This window comes from Enterobacter cloacae complex sp. 277I4 (assembly GCF_050031465.1).
Classification (GTDB): domain Bacteria; phylum Pseudomonadota; class Gammaproteobacteria; order Enterobacterales; family Enterobacteriaceae; genus Enterobacter; species Enterobacter cloacae.
Map to the genome: position 1 here is coordinate 4,350,258 of NZ_JBLGWC010000001.1, position 17,913 is coordinate 4,368,170.

The 17,913-nt window shown below is 56.5% G+C and carries 18 protein-coding genes; 14 read left to right on the plus strand and 4 right to left on the minus strand.

Annotated features, from left to right (window positions below):
- Positions 1 to 24 precede the first annotated feature (24 nt).
- On the plus strand, positions 25 to 1,266 hold the full coding sequence (locus ACQG19_RS21130; RefSeq protein WP_020689463.1) for a multifunctional CCA addition/repair protein: 1,242 nt from the start codon (positions 25 to 27) through the stop codon (positions 1,264 to 1,266).
- Between the two features lie 10 nt (positions 1,267 to 1,276).
- On the opposite strand, the gene bacA is transcribed toward ACQG19_RS21130, so the two are convergent.
- Both bacA and folB read right to left on the minus strand, forming a co-directional pair.
- Positions 1,277 to 2,098, minus strand: coding sequence for an undecaprenyl-diphosphate phosphatase (gene bacA / locus ACQG19_RS21135; RefSeq protein ID WP_014833310.1), 822 nt, complete (start codon positions 2,096 to 2,098; stop codon positions 1,277 to 1,279).
- A 105-nt stretch (positions 2,099 to 2,203) separates the two neighbouring features.
- Entirely contained in the window at positions 2,204 to 2,572 is a 369-nt protein-coding gene (folB, locus tag ACQG19_RS21140) for a bifunctional dihydroneopterin aldolase/7,8-dihydroneopterin epimerase (RefSeq protein ID WP_013098764.1), read from the minus strand.
- Between the two features lie 107 nt (positions 2,573 to 2,679).
- Between folB and plsY the strand changes: the two genes are divergently transcribed.
- The 9 genes from plsY to ureG all read left to right on the plus strand — a co-directional run bounded on the left by plsY (position 2,680) and on the right by ureG (position 9,469).
- On the plus strand, positions 2,680 to 3,294 hold the full coding sequence (gene plsY, locus ACQG19_RS21145; protein WP_013098765.1) for a glycerol-3-phosphate 1-O-acyltransferase PlsY: 615 nt from the start codon (positions 2,680 to 2,682) through the stop codon (positions 3,292 to 3,294).
- A gap of 689 nt (positions 3,295 to 3,983) precedes the next feature.
- A complete protein-coding gene (locus ACQG19_RS21150; protein WP_222168888.1) occupies positions 3,984 to 4,811 on the plus strand; it encodes an urease accessory protein UreD in 828 nt (275 codons plus the stop codon).
- A gap of 10 nt (positions 4,812 to 4,821) precedes the next feature.
- Positions 4,822 to 5,124, plus strand: coding sequence for an urease subunit gamma (locus ACQG19_RS21155; RefSeq protein WP_003862556.1), 303 nt, complete (start codon positions 4,822 to 4,824; stop codon positions 5,122 to 5,124).
- Between the two features lie 10 nt (positions 5,125 to 5,134).
- Positions 5,135 to 5,449 carry an urease subunit beta gene (locus ACQG19_RS21160; protein ID WP_040021813.1) on the plus strand — a complete coding sequence of 105 codons (315 nt, stop codon included), beginning with the start codon at positions 5,135 to 5,137 and terminating at the stop codon, positions 5,447 to 5,449.
- Positions 5,442 to 7,145, plus strand: coding sequence for an urease subunit alpha (gene ureC / locus ACQG19_RS21165; protein WP_023620522.1), 1,704 nt, complete (start codon positions 5,442 to 5,444; stop codon positions 7,143 to 7,145). Before ACQG19_RS21160 ends, ureC begins: the two co-directional genes overlap by 8 nt.
- Positions 7,146 to 7,154: 9 nt before the next feature.
- Positions 7,155 to 7,619 carry an urease accessory protein UreE gene (gene ureE / locus ACQG19_RS21170; protein ID WP_020689459.1) on the plus strand — a complete coding sequence of 155 codons (465 nt, stop codon included), beginning with the start codon at positions 7,155 to 7,157 and terminating at the stop codon, positions 7,617 to 7,619.
- A 9-nt stretch (positions 7,620 to 7,628) separates the two neighbouring features.
- Positions 7,629 to 8,168, plus strand: a complete 540-nt coding sequence (locus ACQG19_RS21175) for a HupE/UreJ family protein (RefSeq protein WP_222168887.1) — start codon at positions 7,629 to 7,631, stop codon at positions 8,166 to 8,168.
- On the plus strand, positions 8,168 to 8,842 hold the full coding sequence (locus ACQG19_RS21180) for an urease accessory protein UreF (protein WP_013098771.1): 675 nt from the start codon (positions 8,168 to 8,170) through the stop codon (positions 8,840 to 8,842). Before ACQG19_RS21175 ends, ACQG19_RS21180 begins: the two co-directional genes overlap by 1 nt.
- A gap of 9 nt (positions 8,843 to 8,851) precedes the next feature.
- Complete coding sequence (gene ureG / locus ACQG19_RS21185; RefSeq protein WP_222168886.1) at positions 8,852 to 9,469, plus strand: urease accessory protein UreG; 618 nt, start codon at positions 8,852 to 8,854, stop codon at positions 9,467 to 9,469.
- A 33-nt stretch (positions 9,470 to 9,502) separates the two neighbouring features.
- Here the strand turns inward: ureG and ACQG19_RS21190 are convergent, their stop codons facing one another.
- On the minus strand, positions 9,503 to 11,497 hold the full coding sequence (locus ACQG19_RS21190) for a S8 family peptidase (protein WP_246932596.1): 1,995 nt from the start codon (positions 11,495 to 11,497) through the stop codon (positions 9,503 to 9,505).
- A 348-nt stretch (positions 11,498 to 11,845) separates the two neighbouring features.
- Between ACQG19_RS21190 and ACQG19_RS21195 the strand changes: the two genes are divergently transcribed.
- Positions 11,846 to 12,526 carry a LuxR C-terminal-related transcriptional regulator gene (locus ACQG19_RS21195; RefSeq protein ID WP_029883055.1) on the plus strand — a complete coding sequence of 227 codons (681 nt, stop codon included), beginning with the start codon at positions 11,846 to 11,848 and terminating at the stop codon, positions 12,524 to 12,526.
- Between the two features lie 31 nt (positions 12,527 to 12,557).
- Here ACQG19_RS21195 and tsaD read toward each other — a convergent pair whose 3' ends face one another.
- A complete protein-coding gene (tsaD, locus tag ACQG19_RS21200; RefSeq protein ID WP_040021821.1) occupies positions 12,558 to 13,571 on the minus strand; it encodes a tRNA (adenosine(37)-N6)-threonylcarbamoyltransferase complex transferase subunit TsaD in 1,014 nt (337 codons plus the stop codon).
- A 236-nt stretch (positions 13,572 to 13,807) separates the two neighbouring features.
- Between tsaD and rpsU the strand changes: the two genes are divergently transcribed.
- The 3 genes from rpsU (at position 13,808) to rpoD (ending at position 17,898) form a co-directional block, all read left to right on the plus strand.
- Positions 13,808 to 14,023: a 30S ribosomal protein S21 gene (rpsU, locus tag ACQG19_RS21205; protein ID WP_001144069.1), complete on the plus strand. Its 216-nt coding sequence runs from the start codon at positions 13,808 to 13,810 to the stop codon at positions 14,021 to 14,023.
- A gap of 116 nt (positions 14,024 to 14,139) precedes the next feature.
- Positions 14,140 to 15,885, plus strand: coding sequence for a DNA primase (gene dnaG, locus ACQG19_RS21210; protein ID WP_014833324.1), 1,746 nt, complete (start codon positions 14,140 to 14,142; stop codon positions 15,883 to 15,885).
- A gap of 165 nt (positions 15,886 to 16,050) precedes the next feature.
- Positions 16,051 to 17,898 (plus strand): RNA polymerase sigma factor RpoD, encoded by a 1,848-nt coding sequence (gene rpoD, locus ACQG19_RS21215; protein ID WP_013098777.1) that lies wholly within the window; start codon positions 16,051 to 16,053, stop codon positions 17,896 to 17,898.
- The last annotated feature ends 15 nt before the right edge of the window (positions 17,899 to 17,913 follow it).

Below are 17,913 nucleotides of genomic sequence, written 5' to 3' on the forward strand. Positions count from 1 at the left end.
AAAGAGAAAACGGGAGTGTAGGGCGTGAAGAGTTATCTGGTCGGTGGTGCGGTACGTGATGCGTTGTTAGGTCTGCCGGTCAAAGATAAAGACTGGGTGGTGGTAGGCGCCACCCCCGAAGAGATGCTTAACGCGGGCTACCAGCAGGTAGGCCGCGATTTTCCCGTGTTCCTCCATCCGCAAAGCCGCGAAGAGTACGCCCTGGCGCGTACGGAGCGTAAATCCGGTTCCGGCTATACCGGCTTCACTTGCTATGCCGCGCCGGACGTCACGCTGGAGCAGGATCTCCTGCGTCGCGATCTCACCATCAACGCGCTGGCGCAGGACGAGAACGGCCAGATCGTTGATGCTTATGGTGGCCAGGACGATCTGCGCAACCGTCTTTTACGTCACGTCTCCCCGGCGTTTTCGGAAGATCCGCTCCGGGTGCTGCGCGTGGCGCGCTTTGCCGCACGTTACGCCCATCTCAGTTTCCGTATTGCCGATGAGACGATGGCGCTGATGACCGCCATGACCGAGGCGGGTGAGCTTGAACACCTGACGCCAGAGCGCGTCTGGAAAGAGACGGAAAACGCCCTCACCACCCGCAATCCACAGGTCTTTTTCCAGGTGCTGCGCGACTGCGGCGCCCTGAAGGTGCTGTTCCCGGAGATAGACGCGTTGTTTGGTGTACCCGCCCCGGCGAAATGGCACCCGGAAATCGACACTGGCGTGCACACCCTGATGACGCTCAGTATGGCGGCCATGCTCAGCCCGGAGGTGGACGTGCGCTTCTCGACGCTGTGCCACGATCTCGGTAAAGGCTTAACGCCAAAAGAATTCTGGCCTCGCCACCACGGGCACGGCCCGGCTGGGGTGAAGCTGGTCGAGGGGCTGTGCCAGCGCCTGCGGGTACCGAACGAGATCCGCGATCTGGCGAAACTGGTGGCCGAATTCCACGACCTTATCCACACCTTCCCGATCCTGAAACCGGCCACCATCGTTAAGCTGTTCGATAACATCGATGCCTGGCGTAAACCCCAGCGCGTCGAGCAGATCGCGCTCACCAGCGAGGCTGACGTGCGCGGGCGCACCGGGTTCGAAGCGTGCGACTATCCGCAGGGGCGCTTGCTGCGCGCCGCGTGGGAGGTGGCCAAAGCCGTGCCAACCAAAGAGGTCGTCGAAGCAGGATTTAAAGGCCCGGAAATTCGCGAAGAGCTGACGAAACGGCGGATTCAGGCGGTATCAGAGTGGAAGGAAAAGCATTGCCCTCAGCCAAAAGACTGAGGGCAGCAGGTCAGAAGAAGACCACGTAAACCGCAGCCGCGACGATAAAGCGGTAGATCGCGAACGGGATAAACGAGATACGCTTAATCAGTTGCAGGAAGGTTTTAATGGCAATCAGCGCCACGATAAAGGCGGTGATAAAGCCCACGGCGAACATCGGAATATCGCCCGTGGTGAGAAAACCAATGCTTTTGTAGAGGTCCAGCGCGGTGGCGCCCATCATCATCGGCACCGCCAGCAGGAACGAGAACTCAGATGCCGCGTAACGGCTTACACCCATCAGCATCCCGCCGGAAATCGTTGCTCCTGAACGGGAGAAGCCCGGCCACAGCGCCAGACACTGGAAGCAGCCAATGATAAAGGCCTGGCGATACGTCATATCGTCCAGACCTTCTGCGCGCGGCGTTTTTGGCTTCAGCACTTCCGCCGCAATCAGCAGGAAACCACCGACCACCAGCGCGTACATCACGTTAATCGGGTTAAACAGCGATTTGATGGTGTCGTGGAAAACCAGCCCCAGCACCACCGCCGGGATCATCCCGAGCAGGATATGAATCAGCGTCAGGCGGCCCTTGCTCTCTCCTTCACGCTGTGGCAAACGCCCGAAGTGGATGCCGATCAGCCCAAACAGACGACGCCAGAACATCACGACCACAGCCAGAATGGACCCCAACTGAATGACCACCTCGAACGTCTTTGCGGTATCGCCTTCAAAGCCCAGCAGGTGGCCAACAATAATCATATGGCCCGTACTGGAAACCGGCAAAAACTCCGTCAATCCTTCGACCACACCCAGAATTGCCGCCACCAGCAGCGAGTGCATATCGCTCATCTATAAACCCCTAAAAAAATATAAAAAAACGGTCGCCCCAACAGCTACCGTGAAAGATACAGCTTTAAGACCGATATAACCTAAAATGGTTTAGCTATTATGACGTTAAATCTTTCCTTTCAGATTTGTGCCACGCTCGATGATGACCCCCACATTGGCGGCACGCGCCACCGCGCCCGGCTTACTCAGCTTAATGCGCACCCACGGCGAGTTGAATTTGGTCAGCAGTAACTCTGCCACCTCTTCTGCCACGCGCTCCACCAGCGCAAAACGCTGCCCTTCAACGTGGGCGATGACCGTTTCACTGATGTCGGCATAGCTCAGACAGTCATTCACGTCGTCACTTTTTGCCGACTTGCGGTTATCCCAGCCCATTTCGATATCGAACACCAGCTTCTGCTCGATGGTCTGTTCCCAGTCGTAAACACCAATAGTGGTGATTACCGAAAGTTGCTCTATAAATACAATATCCATCACGACCTGCCTGCTTTTTGGCTAAACCGGATACCACTTCCGGTGAATTATGCGTATTATCCACAGATGCTGAGAATACAGATACATTTTCAAAACGGAACAGCGTTATGAGTGCAATCGCGCCTGGAATGATTCTCCTCGCCTACCTTTGCGGCTCAATCTCCAGCGCCATTCTGGTCTGCCGCATTGCCGGGTTACCTGACCCGCGCGAAAGTGGCTCCGGGAATCCGGGAGCGACCAATGTACTACGAATTGGCGGCAAGGGAGCAGCCGTAGCGGTTTTGATTTTTGACGTTCTGAAAGGGATGTTACCCGTCTGGGGCGCGTATGCGCTGGGCGTGACCCCGTTCTGGCTGGGGCTTATTGCCATTGCCGCCTGTGTCGGCCACATCTGGCCCGTATTCTTCGGTTTTAAAGGTGGCAAAGGCGTCGCGACGGCCTTTGGTGCCATCGCGCCCATCGGCTGGGATCTCACCGGCGTAATGGCAGGCACCTGGCTGCTGACTATTCTTCTGAGCGGCTATTCGTCGCTGGGCGCCATCGTCAGCGCGCTGATTGCCCCGTTCTACGTCTGGTGGTTTAAACCCCAGTTCACCTTCCCGGTGTCGATGCTCTCCTGCCTTATCCTGCTGCGTCATCACGATAATATTCAGCGTCTGTGGCGACGTCAGGAGACGAAAATCTGGGCGCGGTTAAAGCGGAAGAAGAGAGAGACGCGGTAGGGTTTTATTTACTTTTAGTGGAATTGTTCCGTTCACTTTATGACCAACAGAATATGACGTTCCGGAACCCCTGAACGTGATAAGGGGGCCACCGCGGCCCCCTTATCAATCCCCGCGGCCCCGCGACGAAATCGGTGCTTCGCACTGCGCTCACCTCACGACCCGCTGCCTGCGGTCGGCTCAACTCGACATCCTGTCTCGATTCGCCTCTGGCCGCCATCCCTGGCGTCCAGCCCTTGTCATCCGGTCTCCGATTCGCCGATTTCAGCGGGGACTCAACACCCGTGCCACATTCAAGCTGCTGAGAAGGTTGAGGAAACGCCTGATCCGGCTGAAAATCGCTGAGGCGTTGACCGCAGGCCGGGGCGAGGCGCATGGATGCGCCAAGAGGGCGTGACCTACATGGATGTAGGATCACGCCCGACCCGATAGCCGGAGGGAATAAGCCGAAGGGACCGCGCAGCGGCGATTTTCTTTGCCGGGAGCCGGGATTGTTAAGGGGGCCGCGGTGGCCCCCTTAACACGTTCACCGCAGCGGGATACCCATAAAGCAGAAAAGCTATAGTGAACGGAACCCTTCCACCGCAGCCCCAAAATACAGGCCCCATCCATAAGCGACTCATATGACAGCCTTCATTTCCGCCAGGGCATACTGAAACGTATCTCCCGGGCGCGCGAATGGAAGCACCATGTTAGCAACTCAGGTCACTGATAGTTCGTACAAAGGCTGGCAGGCCTCGCTTGACCTGCGGTTTTGCCACACGCCTGAGAAAACCCTCCTCCATGCCGCGCACCATGTCGGGCCGCTCACGGTACAGCGTCCGTTCTACCCCGAAGGGGAAACCTGCCACCTTTATCTGCTGCACCCGCCGGGTGGCGTGGTGGGCGGTGACAGGCTGGATATTACCGTACGTCTGGACGCCAATAGCCACGCGCTTATCACCATGCCCGGCGCCAGTAAGTTCTATCGCAGCAGCGGCCCACAGGCCCGCCTTAACCAGCACTTTTATCTCAATGAGGCGTCCACGCTGGAATGGCTGCCGCAGGACACTATTATCTTTCCCGGCGCCAATGCCGCGCTGCGCTCCGTCTTCCACCTGAAGGCCTCCAGCACGCTGCTGGCGTGGGAGCTGTACTGTCTGGGTCGCCCGGTGATCGGCGAGACCTTCAGCCACGGCACGCTGGAGAGCCGCCTTGAGGTCTGGGTGGATGACGAGCCACGTCTGATTGAGCGTCAGCATCTCAGCGACGGCGATCTTACCCCTGTTGCCGGGCAGCCGTGGCTCGGCACGCTGCTGTTCTATCCGGCCGGAGAAACACACCTCGACACGGCGCGTGAGCTGCTCGCACCACTGAATACCTTTGCCGGGGCGACGCTCACTGACGATCTGCTGTCGGTGCGTTTTCTCTCCCATGACAACCTGATTTGCCAGCGGGTGATGCGCGATATCTGGCAGTCGCTTCGCCCGCTTCTCACCACCAAAACCGCCTGTTCGCCGCGTATCTGGCAGACATAAGAGAAACGTTATGGAACTGACCCCCAGAGAAAAAGACAAGCTGTTGCTGTTCACCGCCGCGCTGGTTGCCGAACGCCGCCTTGCGCGCGGGGTAAAGCTCAATTACCCGGAATCGGTCGCGCTGATCAGCGCCTTCATTATGGAAGGCGCGCGCGATGGCGAAACCGTCGCCTCGCTGATGGAAGCGGGCCGTCACGTCCTGACGCGTGACCAGGTGATGGAAGGCGTACCGGAGATGATCCCGGATATTCAGGTGGAAGCCACCTTCCCGGACGGGTCAAAACTCGTCACCGTGCATAACCCGATCGTGTAAGGAGCGCGTGATGATCCCAGGCGAATACCAGATCCAGTCCGGCAATATTGCCCTCAACGTCGGGCGAGAAACCCGGCATATCATCGTCGAAAACCACGGCGACCGACCTATACAGGTGGGATCGCACTATCACTTTTACGAGGTGAATCCGGCGCTGAAATTTGACCGGGAAGCCACCCGGGGCTTTCGACTGAATATCCCGGCAGGCACCGCGGTGCGGTTCGAACCCGGCCAGAAGCGCGAAGTGACGCTGGTGAAGGTCACCGGGGCGCAACGCATTTTCGGTTTCCGGGGTGACGTGATGGGAGAAGTGAAAAATGGCTGAGATTTCGCGCCAGGCTTATGCCGATATGTTCGGCCCCACCACCGGCGATAAAGTGCGTTTAGCCGACAGCGAGCTGTGGATCGAAGTCGAAAACGATCTCACCGTCTACGGCGAAGAGGTCAAATTCGGCGGCGGGAAAGTGATCCGCGACGGTATGGGCCAGGGGCAGATGACCGCGGATGACTGCGTGGATCTGGTGCTGACTAACGCGTTGATTGTCGATCACTGGGGGATCGTGAAAGCGGATATCGGCGTGAAGAACGGTCGGATCTTCGCCGTCGGTAAAGCCGGTAACCCGGACATTCAGCCCGGCGTGACGATCCCGATCGGTGCCGCCACAGAAGCGATCGCCGCCGAAGGGAAGATCGTCACCGCTGGCGGGATCGACACTCATATCCACTGGATCTGCCCGCAGCAGGCCGAAGAGGCGCTGGTTTCCGGCGTCACGACGATGATCGGCGGCGGTACAGGTCCCGCGGCAGGGACCAACGCCACCACCTGCACGCCGGGGCCGTGGTATATCGCCCGCATGCTGCAGGCTGCCGATACCCTGCCAGTGAATATTGGCCTGCTGGGTAAAGGCAACGGTTCTAACCCGGATGCCCTGCGCGAGCAGATAGCCGCCGGGGCCATCGGGCTTAAGATCCACGAAGACTGGGGCGCAACGCCTGCGGCCATCAACTGCTCGCTGGAGGTGGCGGAAGAGATGGATATTCAGGTGGCGCTGCACAGCGACACGCTGAACGAATCCGGTTTCGTCGAAGACACGCTGGCGGCCATCGGCGGGCGCACCATCCATACCTTCCACACGGAAGGGGCCGGTGGCGGCCACGCGCCGGATATTATTACCGCCTGTGCGCACCCGAATATTCTGCCCTCCTCCACCAACCCGACCCTGCCCTATACGGTCAATACCATCGATGAACATCTCGATATGCTGATGGTCTGCCACCACCTCGACCCGGATATCGCCGAGGATGTGGCTTTTGCCGAATCGCGTATTCGCCGGGAAACCATCGCTGCGGAAGATGTGCTGCACGATATCGGCGCATTCTCGCTGACCTCCTCTGATTCCCAGGCGATGGGCCGCGTGGGCGAAGTGATTCTCCGCACCTGGCAGGTGGCGCACCGCATGAAGGTGCAGCGCGGCGCACTGCCGGAAGAGACTGGCGATAACGACAACTTTCGCGTGAAGCGCTACATCGCCAAATACACCATTAACCCGGCGCTGACGCACGGTATCGCCCATGAAGTGGGCTCCATCGAAGCGGGCAAGCTGGCGGATTTAGTGGTCTGGTCCCCGGCGTTCTTTGGCGTGAAACCCGCCACCATCGTCAAGGGTGGGATGATCGCCTGCGCTCCGATGGGCGATATCAACGCCTCTATCCCCACGCCGCAACCGGTCCATTATCGTCCGATGTTTGGCGCACTGGGTGCCGCGCGTCACGCCACCCGGCTGACGTTTGTCTCGCAGGCTGCGGACGCGCAGGGGATAGCGCAACAGCTCAACCTGCAGAGCGCCACGGCGGTGGTCAAAGGCTGCCGCACGGTGAAAAAGGCCGACATGATCCACAACGGCCTGCAGCCAAATATCACCGTCGATTCGCAAACCTATGAAGTGCGCGTCGACGGCGAACTGATAACCAGCGAACCGGCTGACGTTCTGCCGATGGCGCAACGCTATTTCCTGTTTTGAGGAGTGATGATGATCTATTTAACCCAACGCCTGGACCATGCGCATCCGATTACCGCCAGCGTCACGCTGCCGATTGACGTGCGGGTGAAAAGCCGCGCCCGCGTGGCGCTGAATGACGGGCGCGAAGCCGGGCTCATGCTGCCGCGCGGTTTACTGTTGCGCGGCGGCGACCTGCTCTGTAACGAAGACGGCAGCGAAGTCATCGAAGTGATTGCCGCCCCGGAGTCCGTCTCCGTGGTGCGCTGCGACGATCCGTTCCTCCTCGCCCGCGCCTGCTATCACCTGGGCAACCGCCACGTGCCGCTGCAAATCATGCCCGGCGAGTTGCGCTATCACCACGATCACGTCCTCGACGACATGCTGCGCCAGTTTGGGCTGGCGGTCACCTTCGCCAGCCTGCCGTTTGAACCTGAAGCGGGGGCCTACACCAGCGAGGCCCACAGCCATAGCCACTCTCACGCTCATTCACATTAAGGATTAATCATGCGTAAGTATTTACCCCTGTTACTGCTGGCCTTTTCCCTGCCTGCACTGGCACATCCGGGACACGGTGCCGACAGCTTCCATGCTGGTTTTTTCCACCCGCTGACCGGACTTGATCACCTGCTGATGCTCGCCGGTGCGGGCGTGCTCTCCGCGCTGAGCGGCCGCAAGCTGCTGCTGCCTTTTGCCACTCTCGGGATGATGCTTGTCGGTGCCATTGCGGGCAGCCTGCTCGGCGGCTTTAGCGGCATGGAGATGCTGATTATCGCCTCGCTGGGCGTCTGCGGCGTGATGATGTTTAAAACTGAAAATCGTCTGCTGCTGGCGGTGCCTGCCCTGGCGATGTTCCACGGCTGGGCGCACGGGGTGGAGATGTCCGGCCACAGCTTCTGGCTCTTCACCAGCGGCTTTATGCTGGCCAGCGCCACGGTGCTGTGCGCCAGCTTCGCTGTCGGGTTACTGCTGCGCCGCCACGACGGACTGCGTAAAACCTTTGGCGGTGGGCTTATCGTCTCTGCCCTGCTGGCGCTGATGAGCTGATGGAACTCGCCCGCCAGCGGCTGCGTCTGATGCAGCTCTCCAGTAGCAGCCTGCCGGTCGGGTCGTTTACCTGGTCGCAGGGGCTGGAGTGGGCCGTCGAGACAGGCTGGGTTACCGACGCAGAGGCGTTCAAAAACTGGCAAACCCTGCAGATGGAGCAGAGCTTTTTCTGCGTCGACCTGCCGCTTTTTGCCCGGCTCTACCGGGCCTGTGAAGAGGGCGATCTGGCGGCAGCAAAACGCTGGACGTCATACCTGCTCGCCTGCCGGGAAACCCGTGAACTGCGGGAAGAAGAACGCAATCGCGGCGCCGCCTTTACGCGGCTCATCAAAAGCTGGGAGCCGGACTGCCCGCCCCTCTGGCAGCCGCTGTTTATGCAAAGCCAGCTCAGCGGCATGGCGTGGCTTGGCGTGCGTTGGGGTATTAGCGCGCACGAGCTGGCGCTGAGTCTGGGCTACAGCTGGATTGAGAGCGCGGTAATGGCCGGCGTCAAGCTGGTACCGTTTGGGCAACAGGCCGCACAACAGCTGATTATCGAACTCAGCGACCATTTTGCCGCCGGGTTTGAACAGGCATTTTTACGTGACGATGAGGCACTGGGCGCGGCGACGCCGCTTTCCGCCATCGCCTCTGCCCGCCACGAAACACAATATTCACGGTTATTCCGTTCCTGAGGATGCAACATGGCTGATTACAAACATCCCCTGCGCGTTGGCGTGGGCGGCCCGGTCGGTTCGGGCAAAACCGCGCTACTGGAAGCGCTCTGCAAGGCGATGCGCAATACGTATCATCTGGCGGTAGTGACGAACGATATCTACACCAAAGAGGATCAACGCATTCTGACCGAAGCGGGCGCGCTTGAGCCGGAGCGCATTGTGGGCGTAGAGACGGGCGGCTGTCCGCACACCGCCATTCGCGAAGATGCCTCGATGAACCTGGCCGCGGTGGAAGCGCTCAGCGAGAAGTTCGGCAATCTGGATCTGATCTTCGTCGAAAGCGGCGGCGATAACCTGAGCGCCACCTTCAGCCCGGAGCTGGCGGATCTGACGATCTACGTGATCGACGTCGCCGAAGGGGAGAAGATCCCGCGCAAGGGCGGGCCAGGGATCACCAAATCCGATTTTCTGGTGATCAACAAAACCGATCTCGCGCCGTACGTGGGTGCCTCGCTGGAGGTGATGGCGCGCGACACCAACCGCATGCGTGGCGAGCGTCCGTGGACCTTTACCAACCTGAAGGCAGGAGACGGCCTGGCAACGATTATTGCGTTTCTGGAAGAGAAAGGGATGCTGAGGATCTGAAAAAAGGCCTGGCGCAATGCCAGGCCGTGAGGGTTATTTACAGCTGTTACTGGAAGAACCCTGCTCGCGCCACGCGCCCCACTGGCCGCCGGTTCCCGGGGTTTCCTGACCCGGGTTGACATACCACTGGTTGAACCAAATTTTACCGTTGTAAGAGACTTTGGTGCATTTGGTCGGGTAAGCGATTTTGGCGTTATAGGCCGGTGCGGCAGGTTTTACCGGCGTATCGTCTTTTTCCGGGGTGTCGTCTTTCTCGGGTACCGCCGGCTTAGTGACCTTAATGGTCATGCTGTCCGTCGCGGTCCGGCCATCCGCGCCGGTTGTGGTCAGCGTGAAGACCGCTTCTCCTTCGCTGTTGGCAGGAATAACGGCATAAGCATGCGCGCTATCCACGCTCTTCACCAGCGTGCCGTTCAGGTTCGCCTCCAGCGAGAAGGTTTCCGCCCCTTTTGTCACGCTCCAGTTATACGATTTGGCATTCAGGCTCTTGCTGCCATCCAGCGGGTAGGTGCTCACGCCCGTGGTCGGGGAGACCATGGTGTAATCCGCGCCTGCCGCAGCGGTTGGGGCCGGAGCGACAGGGGTGTTACCGTCTTTCAGCGCCATAATACGGGCTACCGCACGCTCCATGTCAGGCTGTGTCCCCACTTTTGCCGAATCCCCGTTCGCCAGCGGCGTACCGGTCTCCGCCAGAATCTGACGCATCTGACGCGGTGTCACGGTAATACCGTTGGCTTTGGCGATGCCTGACAGGCTTGCTACCACACCCGCAATAATCGGGTTCGCGGAAGAGGTTCCGGCAAAAGTCGCGGTATAGGAATCGTTAACGCCAGCGTTTTTATACAGATCGCCATAACCGGTGGTCACCACATCCCAGCAGCCCCAGGCAGAACTGGTAATGCGCGAGCCATAGGAGCTGAACGACGCTTTTTTACCGTCTTTCGCACAAAACGCACCCGCCAAAATAGCCCCGGAGTCCCGGACATTCACGTCATACTCCCCCCGGAACCCTGGGCTGTCCATGTTGATATTCCCGTTACCTGCCGCCTCAATAACGTGAACACCTTTGTCGGTCAGCGCCTTAATAATATCGTAATAGGCGGTCTGGGATTCCATTGCGACCCAGCAATCCTTCTGACAACCCGATGGATAACCACCCGCAACTTGTATCCCGATCTGCACCACATCACCCGCTTTTAGCTGGGGGATTAAATTATAGAGGTTATTACTCGCGGAGGCCGCATACCCCATCCGGCTTTTCCAGGCTAAACCGCGAATACCGGTGCCCATATCTTTCGCCGCCATAATCCCCACTGAAGCGGTGTCGTGATCATGGCTTGCAACATACGTCGTCTTACCAGAGCTGAGGCTCATCGGCGGTAAGTTGGCATGGCTGGTATTCCAGGCATCAATCTCCGCCGAAATAATCGTTACCCCTTCACCCGCACTGCCTGCATAGCGATCAACACTGTCGCGGTTGACGCCTCCCATATAATAACCGGTGCGCTTAACATCCGGCGCTTTGAGATAATCCTGCTTATTGCGGAAATCCGGAACGGCGGCAGACGTTAAATTATCATTCAGTGAGGACTTTAACTGTGGCGTAAGGGCCGTGTCATCCAGCGATACCGGCTCGGCTTCCGGGTACACAAACTCTACGTTCTGATTTTGTTCAAGCTCGGTGATAATATGGTTAATATATGTTTTATCCTGACTTTTATCTTTCGGTAACTCGATGCGCAGATAACGGTCAAAACCATAGCGTTTATTAAGCTCCGTCAATTCAGAGGACTGAGTAGAACTACGCAAGTTAGTCGGACGGAACATATTTGCGGTTGTCAGGGAAGAATCGCTCAAGGTAATTTTATTGTTTGTGGCTTTTAACAGACCTGTCGTCGGTTTTAGCTTGAGCACAATTGCGGTGTAGGTGGCATTATCCTGTGCAAATTCATTTTGCACCAGAGTTTCAGCCGCAGCAGAGAATGAAATTGCTGCACAAATAAAAAGAGATAAAGCGCTTTTTTTCATGATAATCACGGTTCCTGTGTGAATTGAAATTTTTCCTTTTTCAGTATCACTGACACACGGACCGCGAAGAATAAGAGTGGCCTACTCTGATGAACAGAGTTTTCTCTAAATAATTAAGAAAATTCCACACTGCATTAATTTATATTTCGCAATGCGACGATACACTTAGATACAGAAAACGTAAAGCTTAATCATTATGAAATAATCAAGAGCCGTCGGCGTTAAAAATATTCTCGTTGCTGCTGCGACTTTACCGCAAAATGAATTTTAATAACATTATATCTTGCGAGGTGCTCCAACCGCCGTTGGCCCCGCCATTTCATGAAAGGGTTAATACGACGCATCATTATGGACATTAAAATCGTTATCGCTGAAGAATCCTCGTTAATTCGACGCGGCTTATCCTCCATGATGCAGTCCCTCTCGTTACCCGCCGTTGGCATGGATCAGAGGTGCGTTCTGATCGGTGAGGCAGCGGCCTCCGCTGAACTTCAGTCGCTTCTTGGCCAGCATAATCCGGATATCGCTATACTTGGCTATTCGCTGACAACCAGCCTCAGCCGCCCTCCGCTCGGGGGAATGGACGGGCTGAAGCTCTTGAGATGGCTTAAACAGACCTATCCTGCGCTTAATATTATCTTGCTCTCGCCTTATGCAAACGCCACGCTTATCCGTCAGGCGCTAAAGGAAGGAGTCAGAGCGTACTTATCACGTGATATCAACGAGAAAACCTTAAGCCAGGCGATTACCACGGTCCTGAAAGGCGAGATTTATATCGAAAACCAGCTGGTGAATATGCTTTTCCGTCATGAAAAGACGGACGTGGAGAAACTCTCTCCGCGGGAAATTGACGTGCTGCGCCTGATATGTAAGGGGTTAAATTTGAAGGAGATTGCACAGTTTATGCATTTAAGCATCAAAACGGTCAGCGCACATAAGGTCCGGGCGATGGAAAAGCTGGACGTACAAAACGACTGCCAGCTTTACTCTTTGATCATCAAGAACCAGATGTTTGAGATCGGGATGTAAACGTCCCCCGCCGCTAAGACGGGAGCGTCGATCAAGCTTCCGGCAGCTCTGCCAGCGGCCAGCGTGGACGTACGGAGACGCTCAGATCCGCCGTTGCGCCAGCGTTCAGGCGCACCATCCCGGCGTAGGCGATCATCGCCCCGTTATCAGTACAGAATTCCGGGCGCGCATAAAACACTTCCCCGCGACGCTTTTGCATCATCTCCGCCAGCTTCGCACGCAGCGTACGGTTAGCGCTGACGCCACCCGCCATCACCAGGCGCTTAAAGCCGGTCTGATCCAGCGCGCGTTTACACTTGATCATCAGCGTATCGACCACCGCATCTTCGAATGCGCGAGCGATGTCCGCACGGGTCTGCTCGCTGTCATCGTTATTGCGGATGGTATTGGCGGCGAAGGTTTTCAGGCCGGAGAAGCTGAAATCCAGCCCCGGACGGTCGGTCATTGGACGCGGGAAGACAAAACGCCCTTCCGTGCCCTGCGACGCCATTTTCGAGAGCATCGGGCCGCCCGGGTAATCCAGACCCAGCAGCTTAGCGGTTTTGTCGAAGGCTTCTCCGGCAGCGTCATCAATCGACTCGCCCAGCAGCTCATACTTGCCAATACCCGTCACGCTAATCAGCTGGGTATGGCCGCCAGAGACCAGCAGCGCCACAAACGGGAATTCGGGCGGATTCTCTTCCAGCATCGGTGCCAGAAGATGCCCTTCCATATGGTGAACCGGAATGGCAGGAACATCCCACGCGAAGGCCAGGGAACGGCCCACCGTCGCACCGACCAGCAGCGCGCCGACCAGACCCGGGCCTGCCGTGTAGGCGACGGCATCAATATCAGTTGAGCTCAATCCGGCCTCTTTCAGCGCCGCCTGAATCAGGGGAACCGTTTTACGCACGTGGTCACGAGAGGCCAGTTCAGGCACGACGCCGCCGTAGTCAGCATGCAATTTCACCTGACTATACAGTTGGTTGGCCAGAAGCCCTTTTTCGTCGTCGTAAATGGCGATGCCGGTTTCATCGCAGGATGTTTCAATACCCAGTACACGCATGACTTGTTTTACCTCGTTTCAGTACCGCGCAGTGTAGAGCCTGGGCGGGTTGATGTAAAACTTTGTTCGCCCCAGGACATCCGCTCGTGTATACTCTTCCCCCTTATAAAAGTCCCTTTCAAAAACGCGTCGGTGCTTTACAAAGCAGCAGCATTTGCAGTAAAATTCCGCACCATTTTGAAATAAGCTGGCGTTGATGCCAGCGGCAAACCGAATTTATCAAAGGTGAGAGTTACATGCCGGTAATTAAAGTACGTGAAAACGAGCCGTTCGACGTAGCACTGCGTCGCTTCAAACGTTCATGCGAGAAAGCAGGTGTTCTGGCTGAAGTTCGTCGTCGTGAGTTCTATGAAAAACCAACGACTGAACGTAAGCGCGCTAAAGCTTCTGCAGTGAAACGTCACGCGAAGAAACTGGCTCGCGAAAACGCACGCCGTACTCGTCTGTACTAATCCGTTGAGGGCGACAGTCCTCAATTGACAGACAGAGTAATAGTCGTAAGGCCGTGCTTCCGGAAGGAATGCGCGGCTTGTTTTCGTTTATGAGTTGCTAAAAACTTTTGGGGCATATGGCCGGACGAATCCCACGCGTTTTCATCAATGACCTGCTGGCAAGAACCGACATCGTCGATCTTATCGACGCGCGGGTAAAGCTGAAAAAGCAGGGCAAGAACTACCATGCGTGCTGTCCTTTCCATAACGAAAAAACCCCCTCCTTCACCGTCAACGGTGAAAAGCAGTTTTACCATTGCTTCGGCTGTGGCGCACACGGTAATGCCGTCGATTTTTTAATGAACTACGACAAGCTCGAGTTTGTTGAAACCGTCGAAGAGCTGGCGGCGATGCACAACCTTGAAGTGCCGTATGAAGCGGGCAGTGGACCAAGCCAGATAGAGCGCCATCAGCGTCAAACGCTGTATCAACTGATGGATGGCCTGAATTCGTTTTACCAACAGTCTCTTAAGCATTCTGCGGCTGAGCCTGCGCGTCAGTATCTGAACAAGCGCGGACTGAGCGACGATGTCATTGCGCGTTTCGCTATTGGTTACGCCCCGCCCGGCTGGGACAACGTGTTAAAGCGTTTTGGCGGCAATAGCGAAGATCGTAAATCGTTGATCGACGCAGGTATGCTGGTCACCAACGACCAGGGACGAAGCTACGACCGCTTCCGCGAACGGGTGATGTTCCCGATCCGCGACAAGCGTGGCCGGGTGATTGGTTTTGGTGGTCGCGTGCTGGGTGATGCCCTGCCCAAGTACCTCAACTCCCCGGAAACTGACATTTTCCATAAGGGCCGTCAGCTTTACGGCCTTTATGAGGCGCAGCAGGCAAATGCGGAACCTCCGCGCCTTCTCGTCGTCGAAGGGTATATGGATGTCGTTGCGCTGGCGCAGTATGACATCAATTACGCAGTAGCCTCGTTGGGCACGTCCACCACGGCCGATCATATTCAGCTGCTGTTTCGGGTGACCAACAACGTCATCTGCTGCTACGACGGTGACCGCGCAGGGCGCGATGCCGCCTGGCGTGCGCTGGAAACTGCGCTACCTTATATGACCGACGGGCGGCAGTTACGCTTTATGTTCCTGCCCGACGGTGAAGACCCGGATACGCTGGTGCGTAAAGAGGGCAAAGCGGCGTTTGAAGCGCGGATGGAGCAGGCTCAGCCGCTCTCCACGTTCTTGTTTAACAGCCTGATGCCGCAGGTTGATTTAAGTACCCCTGACGGGCGCGCGCAGCTCAGCACGCTGGCGCTGCCGTTAATCAGCCAGGTGCCCGGCGAAACGCTGCGCATCTATCTGCGTCAGGAGTTAGGCAACAAGCTCGGCATTCTGGATGACAGCCAGCTTGAACGTTTAATGCCAAAACAGGCTGAAAACGGCACGGTTCGCCCCGCGCCTCAGCTAAAACGCACAACCATGCGTATACTGATAGGGTTACTGGTCCAAAACCCCGAACTTGCGCCGCAAGTGCCATCGCTGGCGGGTTTGAACCACGAAAAATTGCCCGGACTTGGCTTATTTTCAGAACTGGTCAACACATGTTTGTCTCAGCCAGGTCTGACCACCGGACAACTTTTAGAACATTATCGCGGCACAAAAGAGGCCGCTACCCTTGAAAAATTGTCGATGTGGGACGATATAGCAGATAAGGACATTGCAGAAAAAACGTTCACCGACTCACTCAACCATATGTTTGATTCGATGCTCGAGCTGCGCCAGGAAGAGTTGATTGCTCGCGAGCGCACGCACGGTTTGAGCAGCGAAGAACGCCGGGAGCTCTGGATGATAAACCAGGAACTGGCGAAGAAATAAGCAAAAAGACAAAAGTATTTAACGGCTTAAGTGCCGAATATCGATCGGGAAGCCCCCGGCAGCCGCACTGAGAGGCAGCGGCAAAAATATAAGTACGCCCTCGCTTTAAAGGTTGGCAAACCATCGCCGACACCAATCAAACGAATTAAGTGTGGATACCGTCTTATGGAGCAAAACCCGCAGTCACAGCTGAAACTTCTTGTCCAACGTGGTAAGGAGCAAGGCTATCTGACCTATGCCGAGGTCAATGACCATCTGCCGGAAGATATCGTCGATTCAGATCAAATCGAAGACATCATCCAAATGATCAATGACATGGGCATTCAGGTGATGGAAGAAGCACCGGATGCCGATGATCTGTTGCTGGCTGAAACCTCCAACAACACTGACGAAGATGCGGAAGAAGCTGCTGCACAGGTACTGTCCAGCGTGGAATCTGAAATCGGGCGTACCACTGACCCGGTCCGCATGTACATGCGCGAAATGGGTACCGTTGAACTGTTGACCCGCGAAGGCGAAATTGACATCGCAAAACGCATCGAAGACGGGATCAACCAGGTTCAGTGCTCTGTTGCTGAGTACCCGGAAGCGATCACCTATCTGCTGGAGCAGTACGATCGTGTTGAAGCGGAAGAAGCGCGTCTGTCCGATCTGATCACCGGTTTTGTCGACCCGAACGCTGAAGAAGATATGGCGCCAACCGCCACTCACGTCGGTTCTGAACTGTCTCAGGAAGAGATGGATGACGACGAAGACGAAGATGAAGAAGAGAGCGACGACGACAGCGCCGATGATGACAACAGCATCGACCCGGAACTGGCACGTGAGAAGTTCGCCGAACTGCGTACCCAGTACGAAGTGACGCGTGACACCATCAAAGCCAAAGGTCGCAGTCACGCTGCTGCCCAGGAAGAGATCCTGAAACTGTCTGAAGTCTTCAAACAGTTCCGCCTGGTGCCAAAACAGTTCGACTACCTGGTGAACAGCATGCGCGTGATGATGGATCGCGTACGTACCCAGGAACGCATCATCATGAAGCTGTGCGTTGAGCAGTGCAAAATGCCGAAGAAGAACTTCATCACCCTCTTCACCGGCAACGAAACCAGCGAAACCTGGTTCAACGCGGCTATCGCAATGAACAAGCCATGGTCTGAAAAACTGCACGACGTGAAAGAAGACGTGCATCGCGGTCTGCAGAAGCTGCAGCAGATTGAAGAAGAGACCGGCCTGACCATCGAGCAGGTCAAAGACATCAACCGTCGTATGTCCATCGGTGAAGCGAAAGCCCGCCGTGCGAAGAAAGAGATGGTTGAAGCAAACTTACGTCTGGTTATCTCTATCGCCAAGAAATACACCAACCGCGGTCTGCAGTTCCTGGATCTGATTCAGGAAGGCAACATCGGTCTGATGAAAGCGGTAGATAAGTTTGAATACCGTCGTGGTTACAAGTTCTCCACCTATGCGACCTGGTGGATCCGTCAGGCAATTACCCGCTCTATCGCGGATCAGGCGCGCACCATCCGTATTCCGGTGCATATGATTGAGACCATCAACAAGCTCAACCGTATTTCCCGCCAGATGCTGCAGGAGATGGGTCGCGAGCCGACGCCGGAAGAGCTGGCTGAACGCATGCTGATGCCGGAAGACAAGATCCGTAAAGTGCTGAAGATCGCCAAAGAGCCAATCTCCATGGAAACACCAATCGGTGATGATGAAGATTCGCATCTGGGTGATTTCATCGAGGATACCACCCTCGAGCTGCCGCTGGACTCTGCCACCACCGAGAGCCTGCGTGCTGCCACGCACGACGTTCTGGCTGGCCTGACCGCCCGTGAAGCGAAAGTACTGCGTATGCGTTTCGGTATCGATATGAACACCGACCACACGCTGGAAGAAGTGGGTAAACAGTTTGACGTTACCCGCGAACGTATCCGTCAGATCGAAGCGAAGGCGCTGCGTAAACTGCGCCATCCGAGCCGCTCTGAAGTACTGCGTAGCTTCCTGGACGATTAATCCAGGTAAACAGCA

What these genes read in the sequence shown, in the direction of transcription:
- bacA (WP_014833310.1), bottom strand. Translation starts at nt 2,098, where the DNA reads ATGAGCGATATGCACTCGCTGCTGGTGGCGGCAATTCTGGGTGTGGTC.
- folB (WP_013098764.1), bottom strand. Translation starts at nt 2,572, where the DNA reads ATGGATATTGTATTTATAGAGCAACTTTCGGTAATCACCACTATTGGT.
- plsY (WP_013098765.1), top strand. Translation starts at nt 2,680, where the DNA reads ATGAGTGCAATCGCGCCTGGAATGATTCTCCTCGCCTACCTTTGCGGC.
- ACQG19_RS21150 (WP_222168888.1), top strand. Translation starts at nt 3,984, where the DNA reads ATGTTAGCAACTCAGGTCACTGATAGTTCGTACAAAGGCTGGCAGGCC.
- ACQG19_RS21155 (WP_003862556.1), top strand. Translation starts at nt 4,822, where the DNA reads ATGGAACTGACCCCCAGAGAAAAAGACAAGCTGTTGCTGTTCACCGCC.
- ACQG19_RS21160 (WP_040021813.1), top strand. Translation starts at nt 5,135, where the DNA reads ATGATCCCAGGCGAATACCAGATCCAGTCCGGCAATATTGCCCTCAAC.
- ureC (WP_023620522.1), top strand. Translation starts at nt 5,442, where the DNA reads ATGGCTGAGATTTCGCGCCAGGCTTATGCCGATATGTTCGGCCCCACC.
- ureE (WP_020689459.1), top strand. Translation starts at nt 7,155, where the DNA reads ATGATCTATTTAACCCAACGCCTGGACCATGCGCATCCGATTACCGCC.
- ACQG19_RS21175 (WP_222168887.1), top strand. Translation starts at nt 7,629, where the DNA reads ATGCGTAAGTATTTACCCCTGTTACTGCTGGCCTTTTCCCTGCCTGCA.
- ACQG19_RS21180 (WP_013098771.1), top strand. Translation starts at nt 8,168, where the DNA reads ATGGAACTCGCCCGCCAGCGGCTGCGTCTGATGCAGCTCTCCAGTAGC.
- ureG (WP_222168886.1), top strand. Translation starts at nt 8,852, where the DNA reads ATGGCTGATTACAAACATCCCCTGCGCGTTGGCGTGGGCGGCCCGGTC.
- ACQG19_RS21190 (WP_246932596.1), bottom strand. Translation starts at nt 11,497, where the DNA reads ATGAAAAAAAGCGCTTTATCTCTTTTTATTTGTGCAGCAATTTCATTC.
- ACQG19_RS21195 (WP_029883055.1), top strand. Translation starts at nt 11,846, where the DNA reads ATGGACATTAAAATCGTTATCGCTGAAGAATCCTCGTTAATTCGACGC.
- tsaD (WP_040021821.1), bottom strand. Translation starts at nt 13,571, where the DNA reads ATGCGTGTACTGGGTATTGAAACATCCTGCGATGAAACCGGCATCGCC.
- rpsU (WP_001144069.1), top strand. Translation starts at nt 13,808, where the DNA reads ATGCCGGTAATTAAAGTACGTGAAAACGAGCCGTTCGACGTAGCACTG.
- dnaG (WP_014833324.1), top strand. Translation starts at nt 14,140, where the DNA reads ATGGCCGGACGAATCCCACGCGTTTTCATCAATGACCTGCTGGCAAGA.
- rpoD (WP_013098777.1), top strand. Translation starts at nt 16,051, where the DNA reads ATGGAGCAAAACCCGCAGTCACAGCTGAAACTTCTTGTCCAACGTGGT.